The organism is Pseudonocardia oroxyli, from assembly GCF_900102195.1.
Lineage (GTDB): Bacteria > Actinomycetota > Actinomycetes > Mycobacteriales > Pseudonocardiaceae > Pseudonocardia > Pseudonocardia oroxyli.
In genome coordinates this window covers 63,633-86,548 of the sequence record NZ_FNBE01000010.1, presented here as the reverse complement: position 1 = coordinate 86,548, position 22,916 = coordinate 63,633, and the positions used below count along the sequence as shown (strand labels likewise).

Annotated in this window: 22 protein-coding genes; 15 read left to right on the top strand and 7 right to left on the bottom strand. The window is 72.6% G+C overall.

All coding sequences use genetic code 11. The annotated features are described in order from the left end of the window. Nucleotides 1-12: 12 nt before the first annotated feature. Nucleotides 13-993 carry a LysR family transcriptional regulator gene (locus tag BLS43_RS16350; RefSeq protein WP_176921359.1) on the bottom strand — a complete coding sequence of 327 codons (981 nt, stop codon included), beginning with the start codon at nt 991-993 and terminating at the stop codon, nt 13-15. A 127-nt stretch (nt 994-1,120) separates the two neighbouring features. Between BLS43_RS16350 and BLS43_RS16345 the strand changes: the two genes are divergently transcribed. From BLS43_RS16345 to amaB, 5 genes are read left to right on the top strand one after another with little or no spacing between them, the layout of a single operon-like run. Then, nucleotides 1,121-2,221, top strand: coding sequence for an ABC transporter substrate-binding protein (locus BLS43_RS16345; protein ID WP_093085293.1), 1,101 nt, complete (start codon nt 1,121-1,123; stop codon nt 2,219-2,221). Then, complete coding sequence (locus BLS43_RS16340) at nt 2,218-3,369, top strand: ABC transporter ATP-binding protein (protein WP_093085290.1); 1,152 nt, start codon at nt 2,218-2,220, stop codon at nt 3,367-3,369. The genes BLS43_RS16345 and BLS43_RS16340 overlap by 4 nt, the downstream gene beginning before the upstream one ends. Next, a complete protein-coding gene (locus BLS43_RS16335; RefSeq protein ID WP_093085288.1) occupies nt 3,366-5,102 on the top strand; it encodes an ABC transporter permease subunit in 1,737 nt (578 codons plus the stop codon). Before BLS43_RS16340 ends, BLS43_RS16335 begins: the two co-directional genes overlap by 4 nt. Beyond that, nucleotides 5,099-6,487: a 2-oxoadipate dioxygenase/decarboxylase gene (gene hglS / locus BLS43_RS16330; RefSeq protein ID WP_093085286.1), complete on the top strand. Its 1,389-nt coding sequence runs from the start codon at nt 5,099-5,101 to the stop codon at nt 6,485-6,487. The genes BLS43_RS16335 and hglS overlap by 4 nt, the downstream gene beginning before the upstream one ends. Nucleotides 6,488-6,510: 23 nt before the next feature. Continuing rightward, entirely contained in the window at nt 6,511-8,034 is a 1,524-nt protein-coding gene (gene amaB / locus BLS43_RS16325; RefSeq protein ID WP_093085283.1) for an L-piperidine-6-carboxylate dehydrogenase, read from the top strand. A 274-nt stretch (nt 8,035-8,308) separates the two neighbouring features. Here the strand turns inward: amaB and BLS43_RS16320 are convergent, their stop codons facing one another. Continuing rightward, complete coding sequence (locus BLS43_RS16320) at nt 8,309-9,391, bottom strand: aldo/keto reductase (RefSeq protein WP_093085280.1); 1,083 nt, start codon at nt 9,389-9,391, stop codon at nt 8,309-8,311. A gap of 151 nt (nt 9,392-9,542) precedes the next feature. Between BLS43_RS16320 and BLS43_RS16315 the strand changes: the two genes are divergently transcribed. Beyond that, nucleotides 9,543-10,466, top strand: a complete 924-nt coding sequence (locus BLS43_RS16315; protein WP_093085277.1) for an AraC family transcriptional regulator — start codon at nt 9,543-9,545, stop codon at nt 10,464-10,466. A gap of 205 nt (nt 10,467-10,671) precedes the next feature. Here the strand turns inward: BLS43_RS16315 and BLS43_RS16310 are convergent, their stop codons facing one another. Then, nucleotides 10,672-11,520 (bottom strand): helix-turn-helix transcriptional regulator, encoded by an 849-nt coding sequence (locus BLS43_RS16310; RefSeq protein ID WP_093085273.1) that lies wholly within the window; start codon nt 11,518-11,520, stop codon nt 10,672-10,674. Nucleotides 11,521-11,729: 209 nt separating this feature from the next. Here BLS43_RS16310 and BLS43_RS32040 point away from each other — a divergent pair, with 209 nt between their 5' ends. Both BLS43_RS32040 and BLS43_RS16300 read left to right on the top strand, forming a co-directional pair. Beyond that, on the top strand, nt 11,730-12,104 hold the full coding sequence (locus BLS43_RS32040; protein WP_218129858.1) for a hypothetical protein: 375 nt from the start codon (nt 11,730-11,732) through the stop codon (nt 12,102-12,104). Between the two features lie 28 nt (nt 12,105-12,132). Next, nucleotides 12,133-13,821, top strand: a complete 1,689-nt coding sequence (locus tag BLS43_RS16300; RefSeq protein ID WP_093085270.1) for an AMP-binding protein — start codon at nt 12,133-12,135, stop codon at nt 13,819-13,821. 39 nt (nt 13,822-13,860) lie between these two features. Here BLS43_RS16300 and BLS43_RS16295 read toward each other — a convergent pair whose 3' ends face one another. Next, nucleotides 13,861-14,430 carry a TetR/AcrR family transcriptional regulator gene (locus BLS43_RS16295; protein ID WP_093085267.1) on the bottom strand — a complete coding sequence of 190 codons (570 nt, stop codon included), beginning with the start codon at nt 14,428-14,430 and terminating at the stop codon, nt 13,861-13,863. An 86-nt stretch (nt 14,431-14,516) separates the two neighbouring features. On the opposite strand from BLS43_RS16295, the gene BLS43_RS16290 reads away from it, so the two are divergent. Beyond that, nucleotides 14,517-15,470, top strand: a complete 954-nt coding sequence (locus BLS43_RS16290) for a ketopantoate reductase family protein (protein ID WP_093085263.1) — start codon at nt 14,517-14,519, stop codon at nt 15,468-15,470. Here BLS43_RS16290 and BLS43_RS16285 read toward each other — a convergent pair whose 3' ends face one another. Next, the gene (locus tag BLS43_RS16285) at nt 15,471-16,301 is read right to left on the bottom strand and encodes an LLM class F420-dependent oxidoreductase (RefSeq protein ID WP_093085260.1); all 831 of its coding nucleotides are present in this window, start codon (nt 16,299-16,301) and stop codon (nt 15,471-15,473) included. A 130-nt stretch (nt 16,302-16,431) separates the two neighbouring features. Here BLS43_RS16285 and BLS43_RS16280 point away from each other — a divergent pair, with 130 nt between their 5' ends. From BLS43_RS16280 to BLS43_RS16260, 5 genes are all read left to right on the top strand, one after another. After that, nucleotides 16,432-17,265, top strand: a complete 834-nt coding sequence (locus tag BLS43_RS16280; RefSeq protein ID WP_093085257.1) for a class II glutamine amidotransferase — start codon at nt 16,432-16,434, stop codon at nt 17,263-17,265. 84 nt (nt 17,266-17,349) lie between these two features. Beyond that, a complete protein-coding gene (locus BLS43_RS16275) occupies nt 17,350-17,802 on the top strand; it encodes a TetR family transcriptional regulator C-terminal domain-containing protein (protein ID WP_093085254.1) in 453 nt (150 codons plus the stop codon). 75 nt (nt 17,803-17,877) lie between these two features. Beyond that, nucleotides 17,878-18,447 (top strand): dihydrofolate reductase family protein, encoded by a 570-nt coding sequence (locus BLS43_RS16270; RefSeq protein ID WP_093085251.1) that lies wholly within the window; start codon nt 17,878-17,880, stop codon nt 18,445-18,447. Beyond that, a complete protein-coding gene (locus BLS43_RS16265; RefSeq protein WP_093085248.1) occupies nt 18,447-18,776 on the top strand; it encodes a YciI family protein in 330 nt (109 codons plus the stop codon). Before BLS43_RS16270 ends, BLS43_RS16265 begins: the two co-directional genes overlap by 1 nt. Beyond that, nucleotides 18,773-19,945 carry an RNA polymerase sigma factor gene (locus tag BLS43_RS16260; RefSeq protein ID WP_093085245.1) on the top strand — a complete coding sequence of 391 codons (1,173 nt, stop codon included), beginning with the start codon at nt 18,773-18,775 and terminating at the stop codon, nt 19,943-19,945. The genes BLS43_RS16265 and BLS43_RS16260 overlap by 4 nt, the downstream gene beginning before the upstream one ends. Before the next feature lie 19 nt (nt 19,946-19,964). Here the strand turns inward: BLS43_RS16260 and BLS43_RS16255 are convergent, their stop codons facing one another. Then, the gene (locus tag BLS43_RS16255; protein ID WP_093085242.1) at nt 19,965-20,267 is read right to left on the bottom strand and encodes a putative quinol monooxygenase; all 303 of its coding nucleotides are present in this window, start codon (nt 20,265-20,267) and stop codon (nt 19,965-19,967) included. 209 nt (nt 20,268-20,476) lie between these two features. Here BLS43_RS16255 and BLS43_RS16250 point away from each other — a divergent pair, with 209 nt between their 5' ends. Further along, nucleotides 20,477-22,156, top strand: a complete 1,680-nt coding sequence (locus tag BLS43_RS16250; protein ID WP_093085239.1) for a PucR family transcriptional regulator — start codon at nt 20,477-20,479, stop codon at nt 22,154-22,156. Nucleotides 22,157-22,172: 16 nt separating this feature from the next. Here BLS43_RS16250 and BLS43_RS16245 read toward each other — a convergent pair whose 3' ends face one another. After that, nucleotides 22,173-22,898, bottom strand: a complete 726-nt coding sequence (locus BLS43_RS16245) for a GntR family transcriptional regulator (RefSeq protein WP_176921358.1) — start codon at nt 22,896-22,898, stop codon at nt 22,173-22,175. Between the last annotated feature and the right edge of the window lie 18 nt (nt 22,899-22,916).

Here is a 22,916-nt window from a genome sequence, read left to right as displayed (position 1 = left end):
CGGCGCCCGCGATCAGCTCCCGCTCGTCCGCCGCCCCGGCGCGGCGTGTCGCCCGGCCAGGCCGTCCAGCGGCGGGTCGCCGTCGCCGACGATCCGTCCGACATGGTGGATCGCGGCGAGGCAGGCCCGCAGGATGGGCCGCTGGGCGGTGTCCGCCCGGACCACGGTGAGGATCCGCCTGCGCAGGTCGGGGTCGCTGAGCCTGCGCAGCTTCACGGCGGCGACGGTGTCGATCGCGGCCCGGCGGGGAAGCAGGGCGACACCCTCCCCTCGCGCGACGACGGCGGCCAGCAGGAGCAGGTCGTCGGTCTCCCAGCGCACCATCGGCTCGAAGCCGACGGACCGGCAGGCGTAGCGGGTGGCCAGGCCGCAGGCGGCGTTCGCGGGCGGCAGCACCCACTCCCGGTCGTGCATCGCGGCGAGCGACGGTCGTTCGGGCAGGTCGTCCTCCGCGCTGCTGACGAGCACGAGCGACTCGGTAAGCACCTCCTGCGCCACGAGGTGGGTGGGCATCGGCACCGGAACGTGGTCGTAGACGTCGATGACCGCGAGGTCGAGGCTGCCGGCGACGAGCGCCTCCAGGCTCTCCGACGGCTCCAGCGTGGACACGCCCATGGTGACCCGCGGCGCGCTGCGGGCGAGGACCGTGATCGCGGGAAGCAGCAGTGCGGCCGCACCCGAGGCGATCGATCCGACCTGGACCCGGCCCGCGGTCTCCCCGTTGAGCTGCGACATCGCCGTCGCGGTCTGCTCCAGCAGGCGCACGACCTCCTCGGCGCGCTTGAGCAGCTCCAGGCCGGCCCCGGTCAGCGCCACCCCGCGGTGCTGCCGTTCCACGAGGGGGACGCCGCACTCGTCCTCCAGGGCGGACACCTGCTGAGACACCGCCGATGGGGTGAGAAGCATGGCTCGGGCGGCCGCGGAGATGCTGCCGCGGCGGGCCACCTCCACGAACGTGGCGAGCTTGCGGGCGTCGGGCAGCGTGGGCGGCACCGGGCCGATTACAGGTATTAGATTTTCTGAAGTCAAGCCCGATCTTGGCATCAGGCACACCAGAATCCCCTCATTCGACCGTGCCCACGGCCGGTGATGAGCCTTCCCGAACACGTGAGGTGGTCACATGCGACCAGTACTGAGCCTCGTCGGACTCGTGGCCGCGGCCACTCTGGTGGCGGGCTGCGGGGCCACGTCGAACACGGCGTCGTCCGGCTCGTCCTCCCCGGCGACGGACAGCGGCGGCCAGATCAGCGTCTTCGCCCCTCCCTCGTACATGGCGCCGGAGGAGACCGACGGCTTCGCCGCCCAGTTCCCGAGCTACTCGATCAAGGTCCTCCCGATGACCTCGACGTCGAGCGCTCCGCAGGTCATCAACCAGAACCCGGACAACTACGACGTCGCGTGGCTCGACACGGCGTCGGGCCCGCAGATGGCCCAACAGGGTGGCCTGGCGACCTTCAACCCGGCGAACGTCCCGAACCTCCAGTACGTGGACCTCGCGAAGTGGGTCTCCCCCGAGGCGCTGGCGGGCTTCCCGAAGGACTCCTGCGTCCCGACGGACGTGCTCAAGGAGGGCTTCGTCTACGACTCGAGCGTCATCGCGGAGCCGATGACGAGCTGGTCGGACTTCTTCCGGGTGGCCCAGGAGCACCCGGGCAAGGTGTTGTACACCAACTCGCCCCGCGACGCGTTCTCGGCAGCGCAGATCGCGCTCGGCATCGACCCCAACACCGAGGACCCCGACCTCCTGACCAAGGCCCAGGACCTGCTCAAGCAGTTCAAGCCCACCGTGCTCTCGTTCGACAACGTCAACGTGACAAACGCCTTCCTCAACGGTTCCGTCGTGATGGGCTTCAACTACGACGGCGTGGCCGGGTCGCTCCTCAAGTCCGACCCGAACCTCAAGTGGGTCACCCCGTCGGACGGCTCCGCGACGTTCGTCCAGATGTACTGCCTGCTCAAGGGCGGACAGGGCATGGCCAACGGCATCGAGAAGTGGTTCAACCACGTGTTGACCCCGTCGGTCGCCGTGAAGCACACCGAGAAGACCGGGCTCGCCAGCCCCGAGGCGGACGCCGTGTACCCACTGCTGAGCGGCGACCTCGCCTCCATCGCCACCGCACCCCAGTACGAGCCCGCCGCGAAGCCCGTGACCCTCGCCCCGGTCTCGCCCCAGACGACGGCGCTCATGAACCGGATGTGGCAGGAGGTGATCTCGGGATGACGGCCATCGAGCTCAGCAGGCTGCATCGCCGCTATGGCGAGGCGACGGCTGTGAAGGAGCTGGACCTCGTCATCGACGACGGCGAGTTCTTCTCCCTGATCGGGCCGAGCGGGTGTGGCAAGACGACGACGCTGCGGATGATCGCCGGCCACGAGCAGCCCACCTCCGGCACGATCCGCGTGCACGGCCGGGATGTCACCCGCGTGCCCGCGCACCGCAGGCCCGTGCAGACGGTCTTCCAGAACTACGCCCTGTTCCCGCACCTCGACGTCTACCGCAACGTCGCATTCGGCCTGGAGGAGGCCCGGATCCCGAAGCGCGAGGTCCGGGCCGCAGTGTCCGACATGCTCGACATCGTGCATCTCGGCGGCCGTGGCAGCGCGATGCCGGGCGAGCTCTCTGGCGGCCAGCAGCAGCGGGTCGCCCTCGCCCGGGCCCTGGTGCTGCGGCCCGAGGTCCTGGTGCTCGACGAGCCGCTGGGAGCGCTCGATCTCAAGCTCCGCAGGCAGATGCAGACGCTCCTGCGCACCGTCCAGCGGGAGGTGGGGATCACCTTTGTGTACGTGACGCACGACCAGGAGGAGGCCTTCTCCATGTCGACGCGGGTCGGCGTGATGAACGGCGGCGAGCTCGAGCAGGTCGGGACGCCGCAGGCGGTCTACCAGCAGCCCGCGTCGCAGTTCGTCGCGGACTTCGCAGGCGCGTCGAACATGGTCCCGGTCGTCGTGCAATCCCTCGGCCCGGGCGCCTACCGCGCCCGGGTCGAGGAGAGCGGCCTCGAACTCGAGGCGTGCGGGCCCGCTGGGCTCGCGGGATCGGCCGCGCACATGGTGCTGCGGCCCGAGTCCCTGCGACTCGTCGATGCCGACGCAGACGGTGCGGTGGCCGCAAAGGTGGTCGACGCCGCGTACCGCGGCCCCGACAGCGCCGTCGTCGTCGACACCGCCGAGCTCGGCAGGCTCAGCGTCCTTCTGCACAACGACGTCGAGCTCGACATCGCCCCGGGCGCGGCGGTCGGCGTCCGCCTTCCCCGCCGTGGCCCCTGGCTGGTGGGTGCCGTGACGCCCGGGGGCGGCGAGGCGGCCGCCGACGGCGAGGCCGCGGCGCTCGCTGCCGAGCTGAGCCTCGACACACCGAGCCTGCGATGAGCAGCACCAGCGTCCTCACCGAGGAACGGCCCCCGGAGGTCCCGCCGCGGCCCACCCGGGCCCGGCTCGTCGGCTGGTTGCCCGCGATGCCGACGCTGCTGCTCTGGGCGCTATGCTCCCTCGCCCCCGTGGCCGTGCTGGTCGCCTACTCGTTCGGCCAGACGGACCTCGTCACCTACCGGCTCGTCCTCGGCTGGACCCTCGCCAACTACCAGTCCCTCGCGGAGTCCTTCTACCTGGCGCCGATCCTGCGGTCGGTGGGGCTCGCGGCCGGGACGACGGTGCTCTGCGCCCTGGTCGCCTTCCCCGTCGCGTACTTCGTCAGCCGCACGCGCGGCCGGTTGCGCGTGGTCCTACTCGCCTGCGTCGTCATCCCCTACCTGACCAGCTTCGTCGTGCGTGCCTACGCGTGGCTCGACCTGCTCAGCTCGGCCGGCCCGATCAGTGACGTGCTGAACTCCCTCGGCATCACCCGCAACGGCCTGACCATCGCGTACTCGCCCACCGCGATCGCCATCGTGCTGGTGTACGCGTACCTGCCGCTGATGGTGCTGCCGATGTTCGTCGCCCTCGACCGGCTCGACCTCTCGCTGCACACGGCGGCGTCGGACCTGGGGGCGAACGGCAGACGGACACTGCGGCGGGTGACGATCCCGCTCGCCAAGCCCGGCATCTACGCGGGCTGCCTGCTCGTGTTCATCCCGGCGCTGGGCGAGTACACCGTGCCCGCCATCGTGGGCGGCGGGCGGACGCTGATGTTCGGCAACATCATCGCGGACCAGTTCCAGGGCACAGGGGATTACTCGCTGGGCGCGGCGTTGTCCACGTCGCTGACCGCGATCGTGCTGTTGTGCGTGGTCCTGCTCCGCGGGCGCACCCAGAACGTGACGTTCCAGGGCGGGCTCGTCAGGGGTGGCCGCGGCGGGGCCGTGCGCCGCTCACCGTTCCTGGCCGCGTGGACCGCACTGGTCATCGCGTTCCTGTTCCTGCCGATCCTGACCGTGTTCGCCAACGCGTTCAACCGCGACGACACGCTGGCGGGCTGGGGCGGCTTCACCTTCCAGTGGTTCGGCAGCGCCCTGACCGACCAGGCGGCGGTCGGGGCGGCCGTGACGTCGCTGCAGGTCGCGCTCCTCTGCGTCGTCATCACGCTGGCGATCACGGTGCCCGCCGCGCTGTGGGCGCGGAGCGCCTCGCGTCGGGGTCAGGCTCTGCTCGACGTCTCGACGTACATGCGCATCGCGCTCCCCGAGGTCGTCTTCGCGGTGGGCCTGTTCATCCTCTTCCGCCGACTCGACCTGCCCCTGGGGCTGATGGGGATCGTCCTCGGGCACGTGGTGCTGGCCTCGGCCTTCGCCTTCGTGATCGTCCAGACCCGGCTCGCGACGATGGACACCACCCTGGAGCAGGCGGGGAGCGACCTGGGCGCCACGCCTGCCCGGGTCTTCCGCCGCGTGACCCTCCCGCTGATCACGCCCGCGGTCGTCGGCGCGGGGGTGCTCACCTTCTTCGTCTCGGCGGACAACGTGCTGACCTCGCTGTTCATGGGCGCGGGGAACGTGGTCACGCTGCCCGTCTACATCATGAGCCAGGTGAAGTTCAGCGTGTCGCCCGCTACGAACGCGATCGCCCTGCTGTTCGTGCTGGCGGTCATGCTGGTCATCGCGGCCGGTGGCGTCGTGGTGGCGGCGGGTAGGGTCCGCCGCCGGTCGAAGGACGTGGACGCGCTGTGACGACGGTCCCCACCTGGGAACTGCGGGCCCGGTTCGCCCGCAGCCTCTCGGAGATGTACGGGCGCGAGGTGCCCGCTTACACCACGCTCGTCGAGGTGTCCGCTCAGGTCAACCGTGATGTGATCAGCCGGGACGGCACCGCCGCCGAGAGGTTCGGCTCGATCGAGCGTGTCACCGCCGAGCGGCACGGCGCCATCCGGGTCGGCACTCCGCAGGAGCTCGCTCAGGTGGCTCGGGTGTTCGGGGGGCTCGGCATGCACCCGGTAGGCTTCTACGATCTGCGGGAGGCCGCTGCCAGCGCCGTCCCGGTCGTGTCGACGGCGTTTCGGCCCGTCGACGCCGACGAGCTCGCCCGCAACCCCTTTCGGGTCTTCACCTCCGTGCTCACCACGGCCGACCCGCGGTTCTTCGACGACGACCTCCGCGCGGAGGTCGAGGCGTTCCTCGCCGGCCGGGTGCTCTTCGGAGAGGACCTCCTGGAGCTCGCGGACCGGGCCGAGCACGAGGGCGGCCTGCCTGCCCGCGTGGCCGACCGCTTCCTGGGTCTGGCGGTCGGCGCGTTCGAGCTCTCGGCTGCGCCGGTGGACCGCGCCTGGTACGAGCGGCTGGAGCGGGTGTCCTCGGTGGCCGCGGACATCGGCGGCGTGAGCAGCACCCACATCAACCACCTGACCCCGCGGGTGCTCGACATCGACGAGCTGTACCGGCGGATGGTGGCGCGCGGCGTCACGATGATCGACGCCATCCAGGGCCCGCCGGACTGGGAGGGGCCGGATGTGCTGCTGCGTCAGACCTCGTTCCGGGCGCTGGCCGAGACCCGCGCGATGCGCGAGCCCGACGGGTCGGTCGTGCCGGGAGCGTTGCGGGTCAGGTTCGGCGAGGTCGAGGCCCGCGGGATCGCGCTCACACCGGCTGGCCGAGCCCGCTACGACGATCTGCTCCGCCGGATCGACGCGCTACTCGCGGCCGAGCCGAGCCGAGCGCGTGCCGACGTGGCGCGGGAGCTGTGGCGCGAGAGCTGGCCCGCCACCGAGCGCGGTCTCCTGGCCGAAGGGCTGGCGTACTTCACCTTCGAGGTCGCGGCGGGGCACCCACCCGGGCGTCCGCCCGTCGAGTCGCCCGTCGCCCTCCTCGACGGCGGCTGGGTCACCGCGACCCCGATCGTCTACGAGGACTTCCTGCCCCGCTCCGCGGCGGGGATCTTCCAGTCGAACCTGTCGGGCGAGGGCACCCGGCACCGCTCCCGACGCGGTGCCGACCACGACGCCGCCTGGATGTCGGCGGCCATCGGCCGCGCCGTCCACGACCCGTTCAGCCTCTACGCCGCCCAGCAGGCCCGGTCCCTCGACCGTGTCGCCGTGGCGTTCGTCTCGGCCGGGCGTTGAGCCGCCACAAGAATGGAGAGAGCATGAGTACCCCCACCCCGTCGACGGTCGAGGGGCTCCGCGACCACGCCCACGCCGCGCTGCGCGCGGTCGGCGCCACCGTGCCGGACGGCAGCGGTCTGATCGCACGGTCGCCCATCGTCGGAGAGTCATTGTTCGGTCTGCGAGCTGACACCCCGGGCGACGTCGGCCGCGCGGTCGCCGAGGCCGCCGACACCTTCGCGGAGTGGCGCGCGCGGCCCGCACCCGCACGTGGCGAGCTGGTCCGCGTCCTCGGCGAGCTGTTGCGCGAGCACAGGTCCGACCTGGCCGACCTGATCACCATCGAAGTCGGCAAGATCCGCTCCGAGGCCCTCGGCGAGGTCCAGGAGATGATCGACGTCTGCGAGTTCGCCGTCGGTCTGTCCCGGCAGCTGCACGGCCGCACCATCGCGTCCGAACGGCCCGGCCACCGTCTCGCCGAAACCTGGCACCCGCTCGGGGTGGTGGGGGTCATCTCGGCGTTCAACTTCCCGGCCGCAGTGTGGTCGTGGAACACGGCCATCGCGCTGGTCTGTGGCGACACCGTGGTGTGGAAGCCCAGCGAGCTGACCCCGCTGACCTCGATCGCCGCCGCCCACCTGCTTGATCGAGCCATCGAGCGCGTCGGAGCGCCCGCTGCGGTGCACCGACTGGTCCTGGCCGACCGGTTGGGCGGTGAGCGGCTAGTCGACGACCCCCGCGTAGCGCTGGTGAGCGCGACCGGGTCCACCCGCATGGGACAGCAGGTCGGACCACGGGTCGCCGCCCGCTTCGGGAAGTCGCTGTTGGAGCTGGGCGGCAACAACGCCACGGTGGTCACGCCGTCCGCCGACCTGGACCTGGCGCTGCAGGGGATCGTCTTCGCGGCCGCCGGCACCGCGGGTCAGCGCTGCACCTCGCTGCGTCGGCTCATCGTGCACCACACCGTGGCCGACGAACTCGTCGACCGCCTGGTCGCCGTGTATGGCAGGCTGCCGATTGGCGACCCGTTCGTCGAGGACACCCTGGTCGGTCCGCTCGTGGACGAGCGGGCGGGCGAAGCGATGGCTGCGGCGCTGGAGCGGGCCCAGGCCGACGGGGGCAAGGTCGTCGCGGGTGGGGGGCGGCGGGAGTACGGGGGTGGCGTCTACGCCGAGCCTGCGATCGTCCGGATGCCTGCCCAGACCGACGTCGTGCGCGAGGAGACCTTCGCCCCGATCCTCTACGTCCTCACTTACGACGCGTTCGAGGAGGCGGTCGCGCTGCACAACGACGTCCCCCAAGGGCTATCGTCGTCGATCTTCACTCGTGACCAGCAGGAGGCCGAGCGGTTCCTGGCCGCCGACGGCTCGGACTGTGGCATCGCCAACGTCAACATCGGCACCTCGGGCGCCGAGATCGGCGGCGCGTTCGGCGGAGAGAAGGCGACCGGCGGCGGTCGCGAGTCCGGTTCGGACTCCTGGAAGGCCTACATGCGCCGAGCGACGAACACCATCAACTACTCGGGCAATCTCACACTCGCACAGAACGTCAGCTTCTTAACCTGACGATGCCGGCGCGGGACCGGGTCCTGACCTCAAGCCCCATGGGATCCCACGCGCTATCCCCGGCAATTTCGAGGCTGTGCAGCGGGCTAGCAGGGTGAGAGTCATAGATCGGCGAACATGACAACCCGGGCGGTCTTCACCGTTCCGTGGCCGAGCTCAACGCCGACGTCCGCGCCTGGATCGACAACCCCAACCCCTGCGTCTGGACCAGGACCGCCGAGGAGATCACGGCCGACGTCGCCAACCACCGCCGGAGGCTTGAAGGCTCAGGACGCTAGTACCGCACGTCGCTCTGCAGGAGCGGTGGGTAGACCTCGGACGCCTCGCCGTCGACCGTGGTGCCCGCGAACTGCAGCATCGCCCGCATCGACCCGTGCATCGGCGCGGGGTAGTCCAGGGTCGGTGCCGACAGGTCGTCGAGCCGGGTGCGCTGCGCGTCCGTGAGCTCGACGTCGAGTCCCTCGAGGTTCTGCTCGAGGTGCCCGACCCGGCGGGCCCCGAGGATCGGCACGACGGTGCCGGGCCGGGTGCGCAGCCAGGCGAGGGCGACGGCGGCGGAGGTGGTGTCGAGCTCCTCGGCGACGGCCGCGACCGCCTCGATCACCGCGTACTCCCGCTCGTCCGGCTGCCCGACGAAGGCGGTGCGTGCGGAGTCCCCGACCGCGGCCCCCCGGCGGTACTTGCCGGACAGGAAGCCGTTGCGCAGCGGGCTCCACGGCACCAGCGCCAGGCCCTGGTCCCGCGCGAACGGCGCGATCTCGCCCTCGACGGTCCGCGCGAGCAGCGAGTACTCGACCTGCAGCGCGATCAGCGGCGTCCAGCCCGCGAGCAGCGCCCGCGTCTGGGCCTGGGCGGTGACCCAGGCCGGCACGTTGGAGAAGCCGAGGTAGCGGACCTTCCCGGCCCGCACGACGTCGTCGAGGGTCCGCATCGTCTCCTCGATCGGGGTGTGCCGGTCCCAGTTGTGCAGCCAGTACAGGTCGAGGTGGTCGGTGCGCAGCCGCCGTAGGGACTCGTCGAGCTGGGCGAGGATCGCGGACCGGCCCGCACCGCCGCCGTTGGGGTTGCCGGGGAAGAGGTTGGCGAAGAACTTGGAGGCGACGACGACGCGGTCCCGCCGCCCCGGGGCCGCGGCCAGCCAGTCGCCGAGGATCTTCTCGGAGTGACCGTTCGTGTAGAAGTTCGCGGTGTCCACGACGTTCCCGCCGTGGGCGACGTAGAGATCGAGGATCTTCTCGGACTCCTCGACGCTGCAACCCGCGCCGCCTGCATCCTCGCCGAAGGTCATGGCGCCGAGTGCGAACGGGCTGACCCGCAGCCCGGAGCGGCCGAGGGTGACGTAGTGGTCGAGTGGCACGGGGCCTCCGCAGGTCGTCGGGACGAGGTGTCCAGCAAAGCCTCCGCGGGCCCTCGCGGAGTAGACCGATCCCGCCCACCTCATGCACGATCCGCTCATCTTCCGCAGGATCGGGTTGTCATAGCCTGCCCCGGGGTGCTTGCGTGCACCTGTGCAGAACACGGCGTCCGAGCTCCTCACCGAATTGTGCGCGCTCATCGACGCGCATGCCGGGGCGGGTGTCGCGACCGCCGTCGACGGCCTGCTGCTCGGCCGGGCGAGCGGCGGCGTGGAGCCGGAGCACAGCCTCACCGAGCCGCTGCTGGTGATCATGGCGCGGGGCGGCAAGCGCCTGCTGCTCGGCGATCGCGTGCACGAGTACCGGGCGGGCGAGCTGTTGCTGGTCACCGCCACCCTGCCCGTGACGGGCCACTTCTTCGACGCCACACCCGAGGCGCCCGCGCTGGCCCTCGCACTCGTGCTGCGCCCGTCGCTGATCGCGTCCCTGTCGCTGGAGGCACCCGCCCCGCCCCGGACTCGGCGGGACGTCCCGAGCCCCGCCGTCGCGACCGGGCCCGTCGACACCGACCTGCTCGACGCCGTGGGGCGGATGCTGCGCCTGCTCGACCACCCCGCCGACGCGCCGGTGCTCGCCCCGCTGATCGAACGGGAGATCCTCTGGCGGGTGCTGACCGGCCCGCACGGCGGAGTGCTCCGCGAGATCGGGCAGACCCGCAGCAGCCTCTGGTACGTCGGCCGCGCGATCGCCTGGCTGCGCGAGAACTACGCCGAGCCCGTCCGGATCGAGGACCTCGCCGCCCGGGCCGGGATGAGCCCGTCGACCTTCCACCGACACTTCCGCGCGATCACCGCGCTGAGCCCGATCCAGTTCCAGAAGCGCATCCGGCTGCAGGAGGCCCGGTCCCTGCTGGTGGCGCGGCCGGACGACGTCGCCGGGGTCGGGCACCTCGTCGGCTACGACAGCCCCTCCCAGTTCAGCCGGGAGTACCGGCGCCTGTTCGGGATGCCCCCGGGCCAGGACGCCGCGCGGCTGCGGGCGACGACCCCGCGCGAGACCGGGCGGTCGCTGCCCTGACCCGCGCGGAGCAGGATCGGGCCCAGGGGAGACGCCACGGCACGGCCCGCCCGCCCGAGGTCGCCTCGGCCGGACGGACCACTCGCGCCCGGTCGTGCGGCGCCCGTGCGCCGGAGGGGCCACTGTTCGACCCCGGCGGCTGTGTGCTCGACCGACCCGGCGGGACACCACTACCCCGAGGCCGGGGCCGGTCAACCCTGTCGCCTCAGAGCAGGCCCTGCGCCCGCGCGGCGTGGACCGCGGCCGTGCGGTTGCCGACCTCGAGCCTGCGCATCGCGCTGCGTAGGTACGCCTTGACGGTCTCCGGGCTCAGGTTCAGGGCCTCGGCGGCCTCCCGGTTGCTCTTGCCGACGGCGATGAGGCGCAGCAGCTCGATCTCCCGCGGAGCGAGGTGGACCGCGGTGCCGGCCGTTGCCGGGTCCGCCGTCGGGACGCCCGTCGTCCCGGCCAGCTCGGCGGCGATCCGCCGCAGGCGGGCCCGGACCACGGGGTCCGCGGTGGTGCGCGCGATCTCGGCGAGCTCGTCCACGGCGGCATCGATCCGCGCGGCGCCCGAGGGGAGCGGCCGCGCCGTCAGCGACTGGATCTCGCGCTCCACGGTGCCCGCGAAGGCGCTCGCCCGCTGCACCGCGACGTCGCCGATCGGCCGGTCCGCCCGCACCGCCCCGTAGACGATCCCGCCGATGTGCCCGTGCACGCGGATCGGCAGCGCGACGACCGACTTGATCTTCTCGTGGTGCACGACGTGGCGGTCGAAGTCGTGGGTGATCGCGGTGGTCGTGGCGTAGTCGTTGACCCGGCACGCCGTGCCCCTCAGCAGCGCCGTGCCGCCGAGACCGCGCCCGGAGCGCACCTGCAGGCCGCTGAGCGTGTCGCTCATCGTGCCGCGCAGCTCCGTGATGAGCAGCTCGGTGCGGTCGGCGCGCCGCTGCACCGCCCCGCCGAACACCACGGGGAGCCCGGTGACGTGCTGCATCTGCCGCAGCCGCTGCGCGAGCACCCGTTGGATGACCTGCGTCTGCGGGTCGTCGACCACGGCGACCTCCTCGTCCACTCCGCTCTCGGACTTTCATGGTGACCGACCCGACGTCGTCCTGACAACGATCTCCTGCCCATCCGGCCTGGTCGAGGCCCGGGGGCACCCCCGTTCGGGGGCAGTCGACCGGGGACTACCCCCGTCCGTGCGTAGTGGGGCCCGCCCTGCCCGGGCCACTCTTCCCCGACCCCCTGCCGCCGTGCAGGCCCGAGCTCAGGAGGACGTCGATGTCCACCGACGACCAGTCCGCCGCGCCGAAGGCGTCGCTGCGGCGCGTCGCGATCGCCAGCTGCGCAGGCACGACGATCGAGTTCTACGACTTCTTCATCTACGGGACCGCGGCCGCGCTCGTGTTCCCCACCGTCTTCTTCCCGGCCCTGGGGGCGACCGCGGGCACGGTCGCGTCCTTCGCGACGTTCGCCGTCGGGCTCGGCGGCGCGATCCCGCCGCTGCTCGCACCCGGGCTCGCCGCGTCGTTCGGCAGCATCGCGATCGGCGTCATGCACAGCGTGACCGGGGTGATCGCCCTCGTGTGCACGCTCGCGCTCCGCGAAGCGCCGCGGGGGACGCTCGTCGAGAGCGCCGCGCCCGCCACCAGTTGATCCACCCCCCGAGTTCCTGAGGAGAGAGATGACGAGCAGCCACGACCGCTACCGGGCGGCCCGCGACCACCTGCTCACCCTGCGGGACGACCACGACAAGGCCGTCGCCGAGTTCGCGTGGCCGACGTTCGACGCGCCGTTCAACTGGGCGCACGACTGGTTCGACGTCGTCGCCGACGGCGTCGACCGGACCGCCCTGACCATCGTGGAGGAGGACGGCACGGTCGCCTCCTACGACTTCGACACGCTGCGCAGACGCTCCAACCAGGTGGCGCGCCTGCTCGCCGACCGGGGTGTGCGGACCGGGGACAGCGTGCTGCTGATGCTCGGCAACCAGGTCGAGCTCTGGGAGTCGATGCTGGCGGTGATGAAGCTGGGCGCGGTGATCATGCCCACGACGACCGCCCTCGGGGCCGCGGACCTGCCGGACCGGGTCACGCGCGGCGGGGCCCGCTACGTGATCGCCGGCGCTGCGGACGCGCCGAAGTTCGCCGGGATCGACGGCCTGACCGGGCTCGTCGTCGGCGGGGAGGCGCCGGGCTGGTCGCCCTACGCCGACGCGGCGGCCCGGTCCGACGCCCCCCTCCCGCACCCGGGGACGGCGGCCGAGGACCGGCTGCTGCTCTACTTCACCTCCGGCACCACGAGCAGACCGAAGCTGGTGGAGCACACCCAGCAGTCCTACCCGGTGGGGCACCTGTCCACGCTGTACTGGCTGGGGATCCGGCCGGGCGACACGCACCTGAACATCAGCTCGCCGGGGTGGGCCAAGCACGCGTGGAGCTGCTTCTTCGCGCCGTGGATCGCCGAGGCGTCGATCTTCGTGCACAACTACGCGCGCTTCGACGCGGCGACCCTGCTGCGGAGCATCCGCGAGCACGGTGTCACGACCTTCTGCGCCCCGCCCACCGTGTGGCGGATGCTGATCAAGGCCGATCTGTCCGGCGGGCCGGGCGCGCTGCGCGAGGTGATCGCGGCGGGCGAGCCGCTCAACCCGGAGGTGATCGCGCAGGTGCGGCGGGCGTGGGGGCTCACCCTGCGCGACGGGTTCGGGCAGACCGAGACCACGGCGTCGGTCGGGAACACCCCGGGCTCGGTGGTGAAGCCGGGCTCGATGGGCAGGCCGCTGCCGGGCGTGCCGGTGGTGCTGGTCGACCCGGTGACCGGGCGGCCGAGCGGCGTCGAGGGCGAGATCTGCCTCGACCTCGCCCGGGCCCCGCTCTCCCTGATGACCGGGTACCTCGGCGATCCGGAGAAGCAGGCCGAGGCGACCGAGGGCGGCTACTACCACACCGGTGACGTCGCGACCCGGGACGACGACGGGTACCTGTTCTACGTCGGGCGCACCGACGACGTGTTCAAGGCGTCGGACTACAAGGTCTCCCCGTTCGAGCTGGAGAGCGTGCTCATCGAGCACCCGGCGGTGACCGAGGCCGCGGTGGTCCCGGCCCCGGACCCGGTGCGGCTGGCCGTGCCGAAGGCCTACGTCGCGCTGGCGCCGGGCTGGGAGCCGACCCGGGAGACCGCGTTGGAGATCCTCCGGCACGCCCGCGAGAACCTGGCCCCCTACCTGCGGGTGCGCAGGCTGGAGTTCTTCGACCTGCCCAAGACGGTCTCGGGCAAGATCCGCCGGGTCGAGCTGCGGGCCCGCGAGGTGGCGGGCGAGACCACCGGGACGGAGTGGCGGGACGACCAGTTCCCCGAGCTCACCCGGTGAGCGGCGCCGTGAGCGACCCCGCTCGGAACAGCGGACGCCCTAGTGCCCGAGGGGTCGCAGCCCGGCGAGCAGCAGGGTGACGACGTCGTCCGCCTCGGTCCGCCAGTGGGGGCGGTCGTGGGCGGCTCCGATGCCGTGCAGCGCCATCATGATCGCTCCCGCGCCCACGTCGTCGCGGACCTCGCCGGCCCGCACCGCGGCGGCGACCAGATCGGTCACGGCCTGCTCCAGCGCGTGGCCGCCCTCGGCCTGCGCCCCCGCGGCGTTCGTCATCAGGGTGGCGAGCGTGCGGGCGAGGCCCTGGTGGGAGTCCAGGTAGTCGACCATCCCGCGGAGGAAGGTCGCCAGCGCGTCCGCGGGGGGAAGAGTGTCCCCGAGCCGACGGGCGCGGTCGCACAACGCGGCGACCTCCTCCCGGTACACGGCCTCGGCGAGTGCCTCTCGGGTGGGGAAGTGTCGGTACAGGGTTCCGGTGCCCACCCCCGCGAGGGCGGCGAAGTCGTCGAAGCGCAGGTCGAAGAAGCGCCCGGTGTCGAAGACCTCCCGCGCGGCGGCGACCAGGGCATCGCGGTTGCGCCGGGCGTCCGCGCGGAGCGGTTTGGCGGCCACAGGGGACTCCTTTGACAAGTGGAGATCATCTCCATATTCTCGAATCGGAGATGGTCTCCAGATGATGCCCGGTTCCGAGGTGCTGCGTGAAGGTTCTGATGGTCGGGCGAGGCGTGATCGCCACCCTCTACGGCTGGGCCCTGGAACGCGCGGGGCAGGACGTCGAGTTCTACGTCCGGCCCGGTCGCGCGGCGGAGTACGGCGCCACGACGGGCCTCGACCTGCTCGACGCGCGACGGCGGCCCTGGGGGCGGCGCGTCGTCGAGCAGTGGCCGGTGCGCCTCCGGGAGGAGCTGTCGGCCGACCACGGGTTCGACCTGATCGTGCTGAGCGTTCCGCACCATCGGCTCGAGGAGGCGGTGTCCTTCCTGGCCCCGCGGATCGGGAACGCGACGGTGCTGGTGTTCGGCAACGTCTGGGTGGAGCCGGCGGAGGCGCTCGGCGCCCTCCCGTCCGAGCAGCTGGCGTGGGGCTTCCCGCAGGCGGGCGGCGGCTTCGGGGAGGACGGAGTGCTGCACGGCGGACTGCTGCCGTCGGTCGTCCTCGGCACTTTCGGGACGCCGCCGACCGAACGGGAGCAGGCGGTCCGCCGCCTGTTCCGCGAGGCCGGGTTCGGGATCCGCGAACAGCCCGACCTCCGCGGGTGGCTGCTGGTCCACTTCGTGTCGGACGCCGGCGTGCTCTCCCAGGGCCTCCGGCGGGGGTCCCTGGCGAACATGATCGGGTCCTCCGCCGACCTGCGCGAGGCGCTGCTGACGGTCCGCGAGCTCCTGCCGCTGCTCGAGGCGCGCGGTGTCGACCTGCGTCGACACCGCGCCGGCCTCCTCCCGTTCCGCGCGCCCAGCCGGCTCGTGGCCCGGGTGCTGTCCCTGCTGATCGCGCACGTCCCGCTCGCGCGCGCCAGCTTCGCGGCCCATTCCGATCCCGACGCCCGGGAGCCGCGCGAGATCTGCCGAGACGTCCTGGCCGACGCACGTCGGCGGGGGATCCCGGTGCCTCGCCTGGAGGCCTCCGAACCGCTCTACGCCGGCACCGGATGATCAGTGATGTGCGGCGGCCACCGCGGCGAGGTCGTCCAGCACACGGAGGGTCTCGTCCTCGGGGAGGGTCTCGAGCATGAGGGTGACCTCGTCGACCCCGGCCTCGGCGTACCCGCGCAGCGACTCCGGCTTGGTCCCGGCGGCGAACACCGTGAACGGCACGTCGTGGCGGCCCTGCTCCTTCAGCCACTCCCGCACCTCCACGATGCGTTCGGGCGAGGTGTGGGAGCGGGGCAGCCAGGCGTCCCCGAGGGCGGCGAGCCGGCGCAGCGCGGCCGGGCTCTCCCCGCCGAGGTAGATCGGCGGGTGCGGCTGCTGCACGGGCTTCGGCCACGAGTAGAGCGGGTCGAAGTCGACGTGCTCGCCGTGGAACTCGGCCCGCTCGGTCGTCCAGATCTCCTTGAGCGCCCGGAGCTGCTCGTCCATCAGCGCGCCTCGCGTGGAGGGGTCCGTGCCGTGGTTGCGCATCTCCTCGCGGTTCCAGCCGACGCCCACCCCGAAGGCCGTCCGGCCCCGGGACACGAGATCGAGGCTGGCGACCTGCTTGGCGGTGTGGATGACGTCCCGCTGGGGGAGCAGGGCGATGCCGGTGCCGAGGATCAGGCGCGAGGTCACCGCGGCGGCCGCGGTCAGGGCCACGAAGGGGTCCAGGGTGCGGTAGTACTTCCGCGGGAGCTCCCCACCGCCGGGGTAGGGGGACTCGCGACCGGCCGGGATGTGCGAGTGCTCGGCGATGAACAGCGAGCTGAACCCGCGGTCCTCGAGCGCACCCCCCAGCGTGTCGGGCCTGATGCCCTCGTCGGTGATGAATGTGGCGATCCCGAACCTCATCCCTCCGTCTTACCTCCTGCGCCCCGACGGCGAGACCCGAGGCCCGGGTGAATGTTGGTGCCCCTGGTCCTATCGCCGTCCCGGCCCGATCACCATGCTCGATCCGGGGGATTCTGTGTGAGGAGCGGGTATGTGTCGCTGGTTGGGGTACGTCGGAAGCCCGATCGAACCGCGCGAGCTGCTGTACGACCCGGAGCGCTCGCTGATCGAGCAGAGCAGGCGGCACGCGCCGGCCATGTCGGTCCCGAACGGGGACGGGTTCGGGTTGGGCTGGTACGGCCGTCGTGAGGTCCCGGCGGTGTTCCACAGCGCCACGCCGGCCTGGGGGGACCGCAATCTGCACACGCTGGCGTCGGAGATCTCGTCGCCGCTGTTCCTCGCGCACGTCCGCGCGGCGACCGGGACACCGGTGCAGGAGACCAACTGCCATCCCTTCGCCCACGGGCGCTGGCTGTTCGTGCACAACGGCTACGTCGCGGAGTACGACCGGCTGCGCCGGGACATGATGCTGGCGGTCCGCCCGGACCTGTTCCCGGAGATCCGCGGGACCACGGACTCGGAGCTGATGTTCCACCTGGCTCTCACGTTCGGGCTGGAGGAGGACCCGCTCGGCGGGCTCGCGCGGATGGCGGGGTTCGTGGAGGCGCTGGGTGCCGCGGCGGGTGTGGCCGAGCCGCTGCAGATGACGGTGGGGGTCACCGACGGGGAGCGTCTGTACGCCGCGCGCTACGCCACCGGCCCGGTGGTCAACTCGCTCTACTACAGCGCGGACATGGAGTCGCTGCGGCAGCTGTACCCCGTGGAGGAGCGGTTCGCCCACTTCGGTCCGGAGGCGCGCGCCGTCGTCTCCGAGCCGCTCGTCGCGTTGCCCGGGCTGTGGCACGAGGTGCCTGCGGGGTCGGCGTTGACCGTCGAGAAGGGCCGGGTCACCCACGCCCCGTTCGTCCCCCTGCCGCCCGACTGACCCGCGCCGGACGCGGCCTCAGCGGCGGGAGCGCCTCCGGATCGCCACGCACGCGAGGGCGACCACCACCGCCAAGCCGGCTCGGTGCGGCACTGCTTCGACTCGGTCGAGCAGATGCTCGTGGCCGCCGCCGCGGAGGTCATCTCCCGGGTCACCGCGCGCCTCGACGTGCACCGGGCGGCACTCGACGCGGGGACGGACCGAGCGGTCGTCGCGGAGCGGATGATCGCCGAGCTGCTGCCGTGGGACGCGGTGAGCACTCGGGAGACGGCGGTCTGGCTCGAGTTCGCCCTCGCCGCCCGGACCACCCCCGCCTACCGGGCGACCGCGGAGCTGCTGCACGCGGGCGTCCGACAGCTGGCTCGCCGGATCGTCGAGAGCCGGGTGCCGGAGGAGTGGGTCGCGGTCGAGGCGGAGCGGCTCGCCTCGCTGGTCGACGGCCTGGGGTTCGCCGGGACGCTGCACCCCGCCGCGTTGTCGCCGGAGACGGCCCGGGCCGTGGTGCGCCGCCATCTCGACCCGCTCGGCAAGAAGTGATGCAGATCACATTCGGGTCGGTCCCTCGGGACGTTCGCCGGTCGTCCCCCGATGACCGACTCACCTGGAGGCATCATGCACAAGGTCATCGTCGCCCAGTTCGTCTCGCTCGACGGCGTCACCGAGGACCCCGACGGATCCGCGGGCTCCGCACACGGCGGCTGGGCGTTCCGCTACGGCCCCGGTCCGGTCTCGGGCGACAAGTTCGGGCTCGGGAGCGTCCTCGACACCGGGGTGAACCTGTTCGGCCGCACCACGTGGGAGCTGTTCGCCGGCCTGTTCGCCACCCGTGACGACGACTTCTCCCGCAGCCTCAGCGCCATGGACAAGCTCGTCGCGTCGCGGGGCCGCCCCGACCTCGCCCGCTGGGCGCACTCGTCCCTGCTCACCGGCGAGCTCGCCGCGACGGTGCGCGAGCGGGTCCGCCGTCAGGACGTCCTGGTCACCGGCAGCGGTAGCCTCGTCGACCAGCTGATCGCCCAGGACCTCGTCGACGAGTTCCGGCTCCTCGTGTTCCCGATCGTCCTGGGCAAGGGTCGTCGGATCTTCGACGCCGCGAGCGCCCCACTCGACCGGAGGCTGGTGTCGAGCGAGGACGCCGGGGCGGGCGTGCTGCGTCAGACCTACGAGCGGAAGGACGCCTGATGCGCTACGCACTTCTGATCAACGAGCTCCCCGACGCCTACGCCGGCCTCGACGACGCGCAGCTGGCCGCGATCACCGCCGAGTACGTGGCGATCCGCCGGGACGAGCGGGTGCTCTCCGGGGAGCGGCTGCGGCCGGCGTCCACGGCGACCACGCTGCGCGCCGGGGGCCTGCTCACCGACGGTCCGTTCGCCGACACCAAGGAGGTGTTCGGCGGGTTCTTCCTGGTCGAGGCGCCCGACCTGGACTCCGCACTCGAGCTGGCGGCCCGGATGCCTGCCGTCCGACTCGGCGGATCGGTCGAGATCCGGCCGCTCGTCGAGCTGTGACGGGAAGCGTCCCGGACCGGGTCGAGGAGACCTTCCGTGCGGAGTGGTCGCGCGTCGTCGCCGCACTCGTCGGGTTCTGCGGCGACCTGCACGTCGCCGAGGACGCCGCCCAGGAGGCGTTCGCGGCGGCCGCCCGGCGGTGGCCCGTCGACGGCGTCCCCGACGTGCCGCGCGCGTGGCTGATCACCACCGCCCGGAACGGCGCCGTCGACCTGCTGCGCCGCGAGCGGCGACACACGGAGAAGCTGCGGGCGCTCGAGCCACCACCGCCGGAGGCGGAGGACGTGTCGGACATCGACGACCGGCTGGAGCTGGTGTTCCTCTGCTGCCACCCGGCGCTGGCCCCGGAGGCGCGCGTGGCGCTCACCCTGCGCGCGGTGGGCGGCCTGACCACCGCGGAGATCGCGCGGGCGTTCCTCGTCAGCGAGGACACCATGAAGCGGCGCCTCACCCGGGCCCGCACCAAGATCCGCGACGCCGGCATCCCCTTCCGGGTGCCGGACGAGGCGCTGCTGCCCGAGCGGCTCGACACCGTCCTCGCCGTCCTCTATCTGATCTTCAACCAGGGATGGGGCGACGGCCGGGCCGATCTCGCCGCCGAGGCGATCCGGCTCGTCGCGCTCCTCGACGGGCTCCTCCCGGCCCAGCCGCGCGTCACGGCGCTGCACGCCCTGATGCTGCTGCACGACTCGCGGCGAGCAGCCCGGATGAGGAACGGGATGCTCGTCCCGCTGGCCGAGCAGGACCGCGACCGGTGGGACTCCGCGCAGCTGGCGGCCGGTCGCGCGCTACTCGATCGGGCGATCGCCCGCGGCGCACGCGACCCCTACACCCTGCAGGCCGCGATCGCCGAGCTGCAGACCGAGGACCCGGTCGACTGGGTCGAGGTCCGCCGCCTCTACGACGCGTTGCTGGCGGCGACCGGCTCGGCCGTCGTCGCGCTGAACAGGGCCGTCGCCGTGGCCGAGACCGGCGGACCGGCCGCCGCGCTCGCGATCGTCGACGGGCTCGAGCTCGGGGACTACCGCTACCTGCACTCCACCCGCGCCGAGCTGCTGCGCCGCCTCGGCGACCGGGACGGCGCGCGGGCGGCCTACGACCGGGCCCTGGCGCTGGCGACCACCGGCCCGGAACGCCGCTTCCTCGAACACCGCCGCGCCGGCCTCTGAGCCGCTGGCCTGACGCGGGTCACGGCAGCTTCGCCGCCAGGACGTCGAGCTGCACGATGTCCGGGGCCTTCGCGAACAGCTCGTCGGCCCGCTCCCCGAGCGCCTGGCCGACCCTGCCCTGCAGGTGGGCGGTGCGGCCCGCGTCGTCCGGGAAGAAGTCGACGATCGCGTACGTCGTCGGTCCGAGCTTGACGGCGAACCAGGGCATGGTGGCCGGCTCCTCGTCGACCAGCGAGCGACCGACGTTGAGGAACTCCTCGACGTCCGCCTCCTTGCCCGGCTGCGCCTCCAGCGTCACCCACAGCCCCTTTGCGACCGACATGGTTCTCTCCTCGGGTTCGTCCGACCGGTGGTTCGCGATCTCCGTGCCCGTCAGCGTCGGGGGCCCGGGCGGCCGTCGCCTCCGCCCGCCGGGTCGGACCTCGGGGGCGGGATTGGGCCTGCCGGGCCGGGTGGGCGCCGCGGTCTTCCCGGCTCCGGCGCGCCGGGAACGCAGTAGCCTCACCCGAGGGACGGGCGGGGGGCTCCGCAATGGACGATCGGCAGGAGCTGGGCGCGCTGCGGGCTCAGCTGTCGAGCATCTCCGACATGTTCGCCCTCGTGATGATCATGTTCGACAGCGCCGACGAGGCGGAGATCCTGCGGCTGGCGCTCAGCTCGGTGGCCACGCTGGGGCCCTTCCGGGCGGAGGGCGCCCACCTCGCGCGTCGCGAGACCCCCGACGGCGACGACGAGCTGAGCGCCCGACTGCGGGCGCTCGCCGGCGCGGGCGGGTCCGTAACCGTGGACGACCGGCGGTGGTCGTGGGCCTTCCCGATGCGGGCGGTCGGCAGCCACGCCGGGTACCTCGTGGTGTCGGCGGGTGCCGAACCGTCCGCCGACAAGCGGTCCCTGCTGTCAACGCTGGCCCAGCTGACGGGTGCGGCGCTGGTCAGCGCCGGTCTGCACCGCCGGGAGCGGGACGCGTCCACCGCGCTGAGCGCGCTCAACACCCGCCTCGAAGGCACCAACGAGCAGCTCGCCGCGGCCGTGACCGACCTGGAGTGGCGCGACCGGATCCACCAGTCCCTCATGCGGGTCGCGGCCTCCGGGACCGGTCCGGCGGGGATCGCCGCCGGGGTCCACCGGCTGACCGGCATGGCGGTCGCGGTGGAGGACCCGTTCGGCAACCTCGTGGCCTGGGCCGGACCGGACCGCCCGCACCCCTACCCCCGCCCGCGTCGGGGTGCGCGGGCGGAGCTGTTGTCCGCGATCCGGCGGAGCGGGCGGGCCGTGCGCAGCCGCGACCGGGTGCTGGCCGTCGCCCAGCCCCGTGACGAGGTGCTCGGCGTGCTCAGCCTCGTGGACCCGGGCCGTCGTGCGGGCGACCGCGAGCTGTTCGCCTTGGAGCACGGGGCCCTCGTGCTCGCGACCGAGCTGGCCCACCAGCGCGGGCTCGCCGAGACCGAGCTGCGCCTGCGCCGGGATCTCGGCGAGGACCTCATCACCGGGACCGACGACGTCAGCGCGCGGGCGCGGTCCCTGGCGCTCGGGCACGACCTGCACCCGCCCCATCAGGTGCTCGTCGCCCGCTGGGCGGACGTGGCGCAGGACGAGGAGATCGTCGCGGCGTTGGGCACGGCGGCGACGCGGGTCCTGGGGGCGGAGCCGCTCACGGCCCGGCGCGGGGGTGCCGTGGTGCTGGTCGTCCCCCAGCCGGACACGGGCGGAGGGATGCCATGGGGCGAGCTGCACCGCGCCGCCGCGTCCCTGCTGCGGTCGCCGAACGGGTCGATCGGGGTGGGCCGGCCGCGCGCGCTGCCGTCGGAGCTGCCGCAGTCCCTCGTCGAGGGCGAGCGTGCGCTGGAGGTCCGGTTGGCGTCGGCGACGACCGGTGGCGTCACCACGTTCGAGGAGTTGGGCATCTACCGGCTCCTCGCGGCGGGCGCGGGGGACGACGAGGTGCGCGGCTTCGTCCGGGAGTGGCTCGGCCCGCTCATCGACTACGACGCCGCGAACCGCTCCGCACTCGTCACCACGCTCTGGCAGTACTACGAGTGTGGCGGCAACTACGACGCGACCGCGCGCGCCCTGACGATCCACCGCAGCACCCTGCGCTACCGCCTGCAGCGGATCCGTGAGCTGAGCGGCCGCGACCTGCGGGACGTCGAGAGCAGGCTGAACCTGCACGTCGCCGCGCGGGCCTGGCAGATCCTGCGGCCCCCGTCCTGAGGGACGGGGGCTCGGTCTACTGCGGCGGAGCGGCTCCTCGGACCGTCCGAGGCTCGGGTCGGTCCGAGGGGCCCCGCAGGAAGCCGATGAGTGCCTGGCCGATGTGCTCGAAGTGTGCCACGGTCAGGACCTCGGCCCGGTCCGCGTCCCGAGCCCGCAGCGCCGCGAGGATCTGGATGTGTTCGTCCTGGTTGGGGTCCCACCAGTGCGGGACGTCGCCGACGAAGTCCCGCATCAGGGGTATCGACACCGCTCGCAGGGTCGCCGTGAGACGGGGGGAACGCGCCATCTGGTTGGCCCGCCGGTGGAACCGCCAGCTGAGGTCGGACAGCGCGTGCTTGTCCGAGACCGGGTCCAGTCCGAGCGACTCGTCGATCACGCTCTGGAGATGGTCGTGGTCCGCCTCGGTGCCGAGCTCGGCGGCCCGGCGGGCGGCGAGGCCACTCAGGAAGGCCTCGGCACGGAAGGTGTCGATGAGGTCCTGGGTCGTCACCTCGGCGACGATCATCTGGTTCCGCCGGTTACGGGTCACCAGCCCGTCGTTCGCGAGGGTGAGGAGGGCATCGCGAACCGGGATGCGACTCACGTCGTACATCTCGCAGAGCCCGGACTGTGCGAGCACCGTCCCGGGAGGGATCACGCCGCGGATGATGTCTCGCCGAAGAGCTGACGCAACCTGCTGACCGAGCGACACCTGGCGGTGGATCCTCGGCGTCGGGTCGGCGTCCCGGGCGAGAGTCATGATGCGACGGTACACCAT

Bases quoted from the DNA above. Each gene is read 5' to 3' on its own strand.
- BLS43_RS16345 (WP_093085293.1), top strand. From the start codon at position 1,121: ATGCGACCAGTACTGAGCCTCGTCGGACTCGTGGCCGCGGCCACTCTG.
- BLS43_RS16340 (WP_093085290.1), top strand. From the start codon at position 2,218: ATGACGGCCATCGAGCTCAGCAGGCTGCATCGCCGCTATGGCGAGGCG.
- BLS43_RS16335 (WP_093085288.1), top strand. From the start codon at position 3,366: ATGAGCAGCACCAGCGTCCTCACCGAGGAACGGCCCCCGGAGGTCCCG.
- amaB (WP_093085283.1), top strand. From the start codon at position 6,511: ATGAGTACCCCCACCCCGTCGACGGTCGAGGGGCTCCGCGACCACGCC.
- BLS43_RS32040 (WP_218129858.1), top strand. From the start codon at position 11,730: ATGTCCACCGACGACCAGTCCGCCGCGCCGAAGGCGTCGCTGCGGCGC.
- BLS43_RS16300 (WP_093085270.1), top strand. From the start codon at position 12,133: ATGACGAGCAGCCACGACCGCTACCGGGCGGCCCGCGACCACCTGCTC.
- BLS43_RS16285 (WP_093085260.1), bottom strand. From the start codon at position 16,301: ATGAGGTTCGGGATCGCCACATTCATCACCGACGAGGGCATCAGGCCC.
- BLS43_RS16280 (WP_093085257.1), top strand. From the start codon at position 16,432: ATGTGTCGCTGGTTGGGGTACGTCGGAAGCCCGATCGAACCGCGCGAG.
- BLS43_RS16270 (WP_093085251.1), top strand. From the start codon at position 17,878: ATGCACAAGGTCATCGTCGCCCAGTTCGTCTCGCTCGACGGCGTCACC.
- BLS43_RS16265 (WP_093085248.1), top strand. From the start codon at position 18,447: ATGCGCTACGCACTTCTGATCAACGAGCTCCCCGACGCCTACGCCGGC.
- BLS43_RS16255 (WP_093085242.1), bottom strand. From the start codon at position 20,267: ATGTCGGTCGCAAAGGGGCTGTGGGTGACGCTGGAGGCGCAGCCGGGC.
- BLS43_RS16250 (WP_093085239.1), top strand. From the start codon at position 20,477: ATGGACGATCGGCAGGAGCTGGGCGCGCTGCGGGCTCAGCTGTCGAGC.
- BLS43_RS16245 (WP_176921358.1), bottom strand. From the start codon at position 22,898: ATGACTCTCGCCCGGGACGCCGACCCGACGCCGAGGATCCACCGCCAG.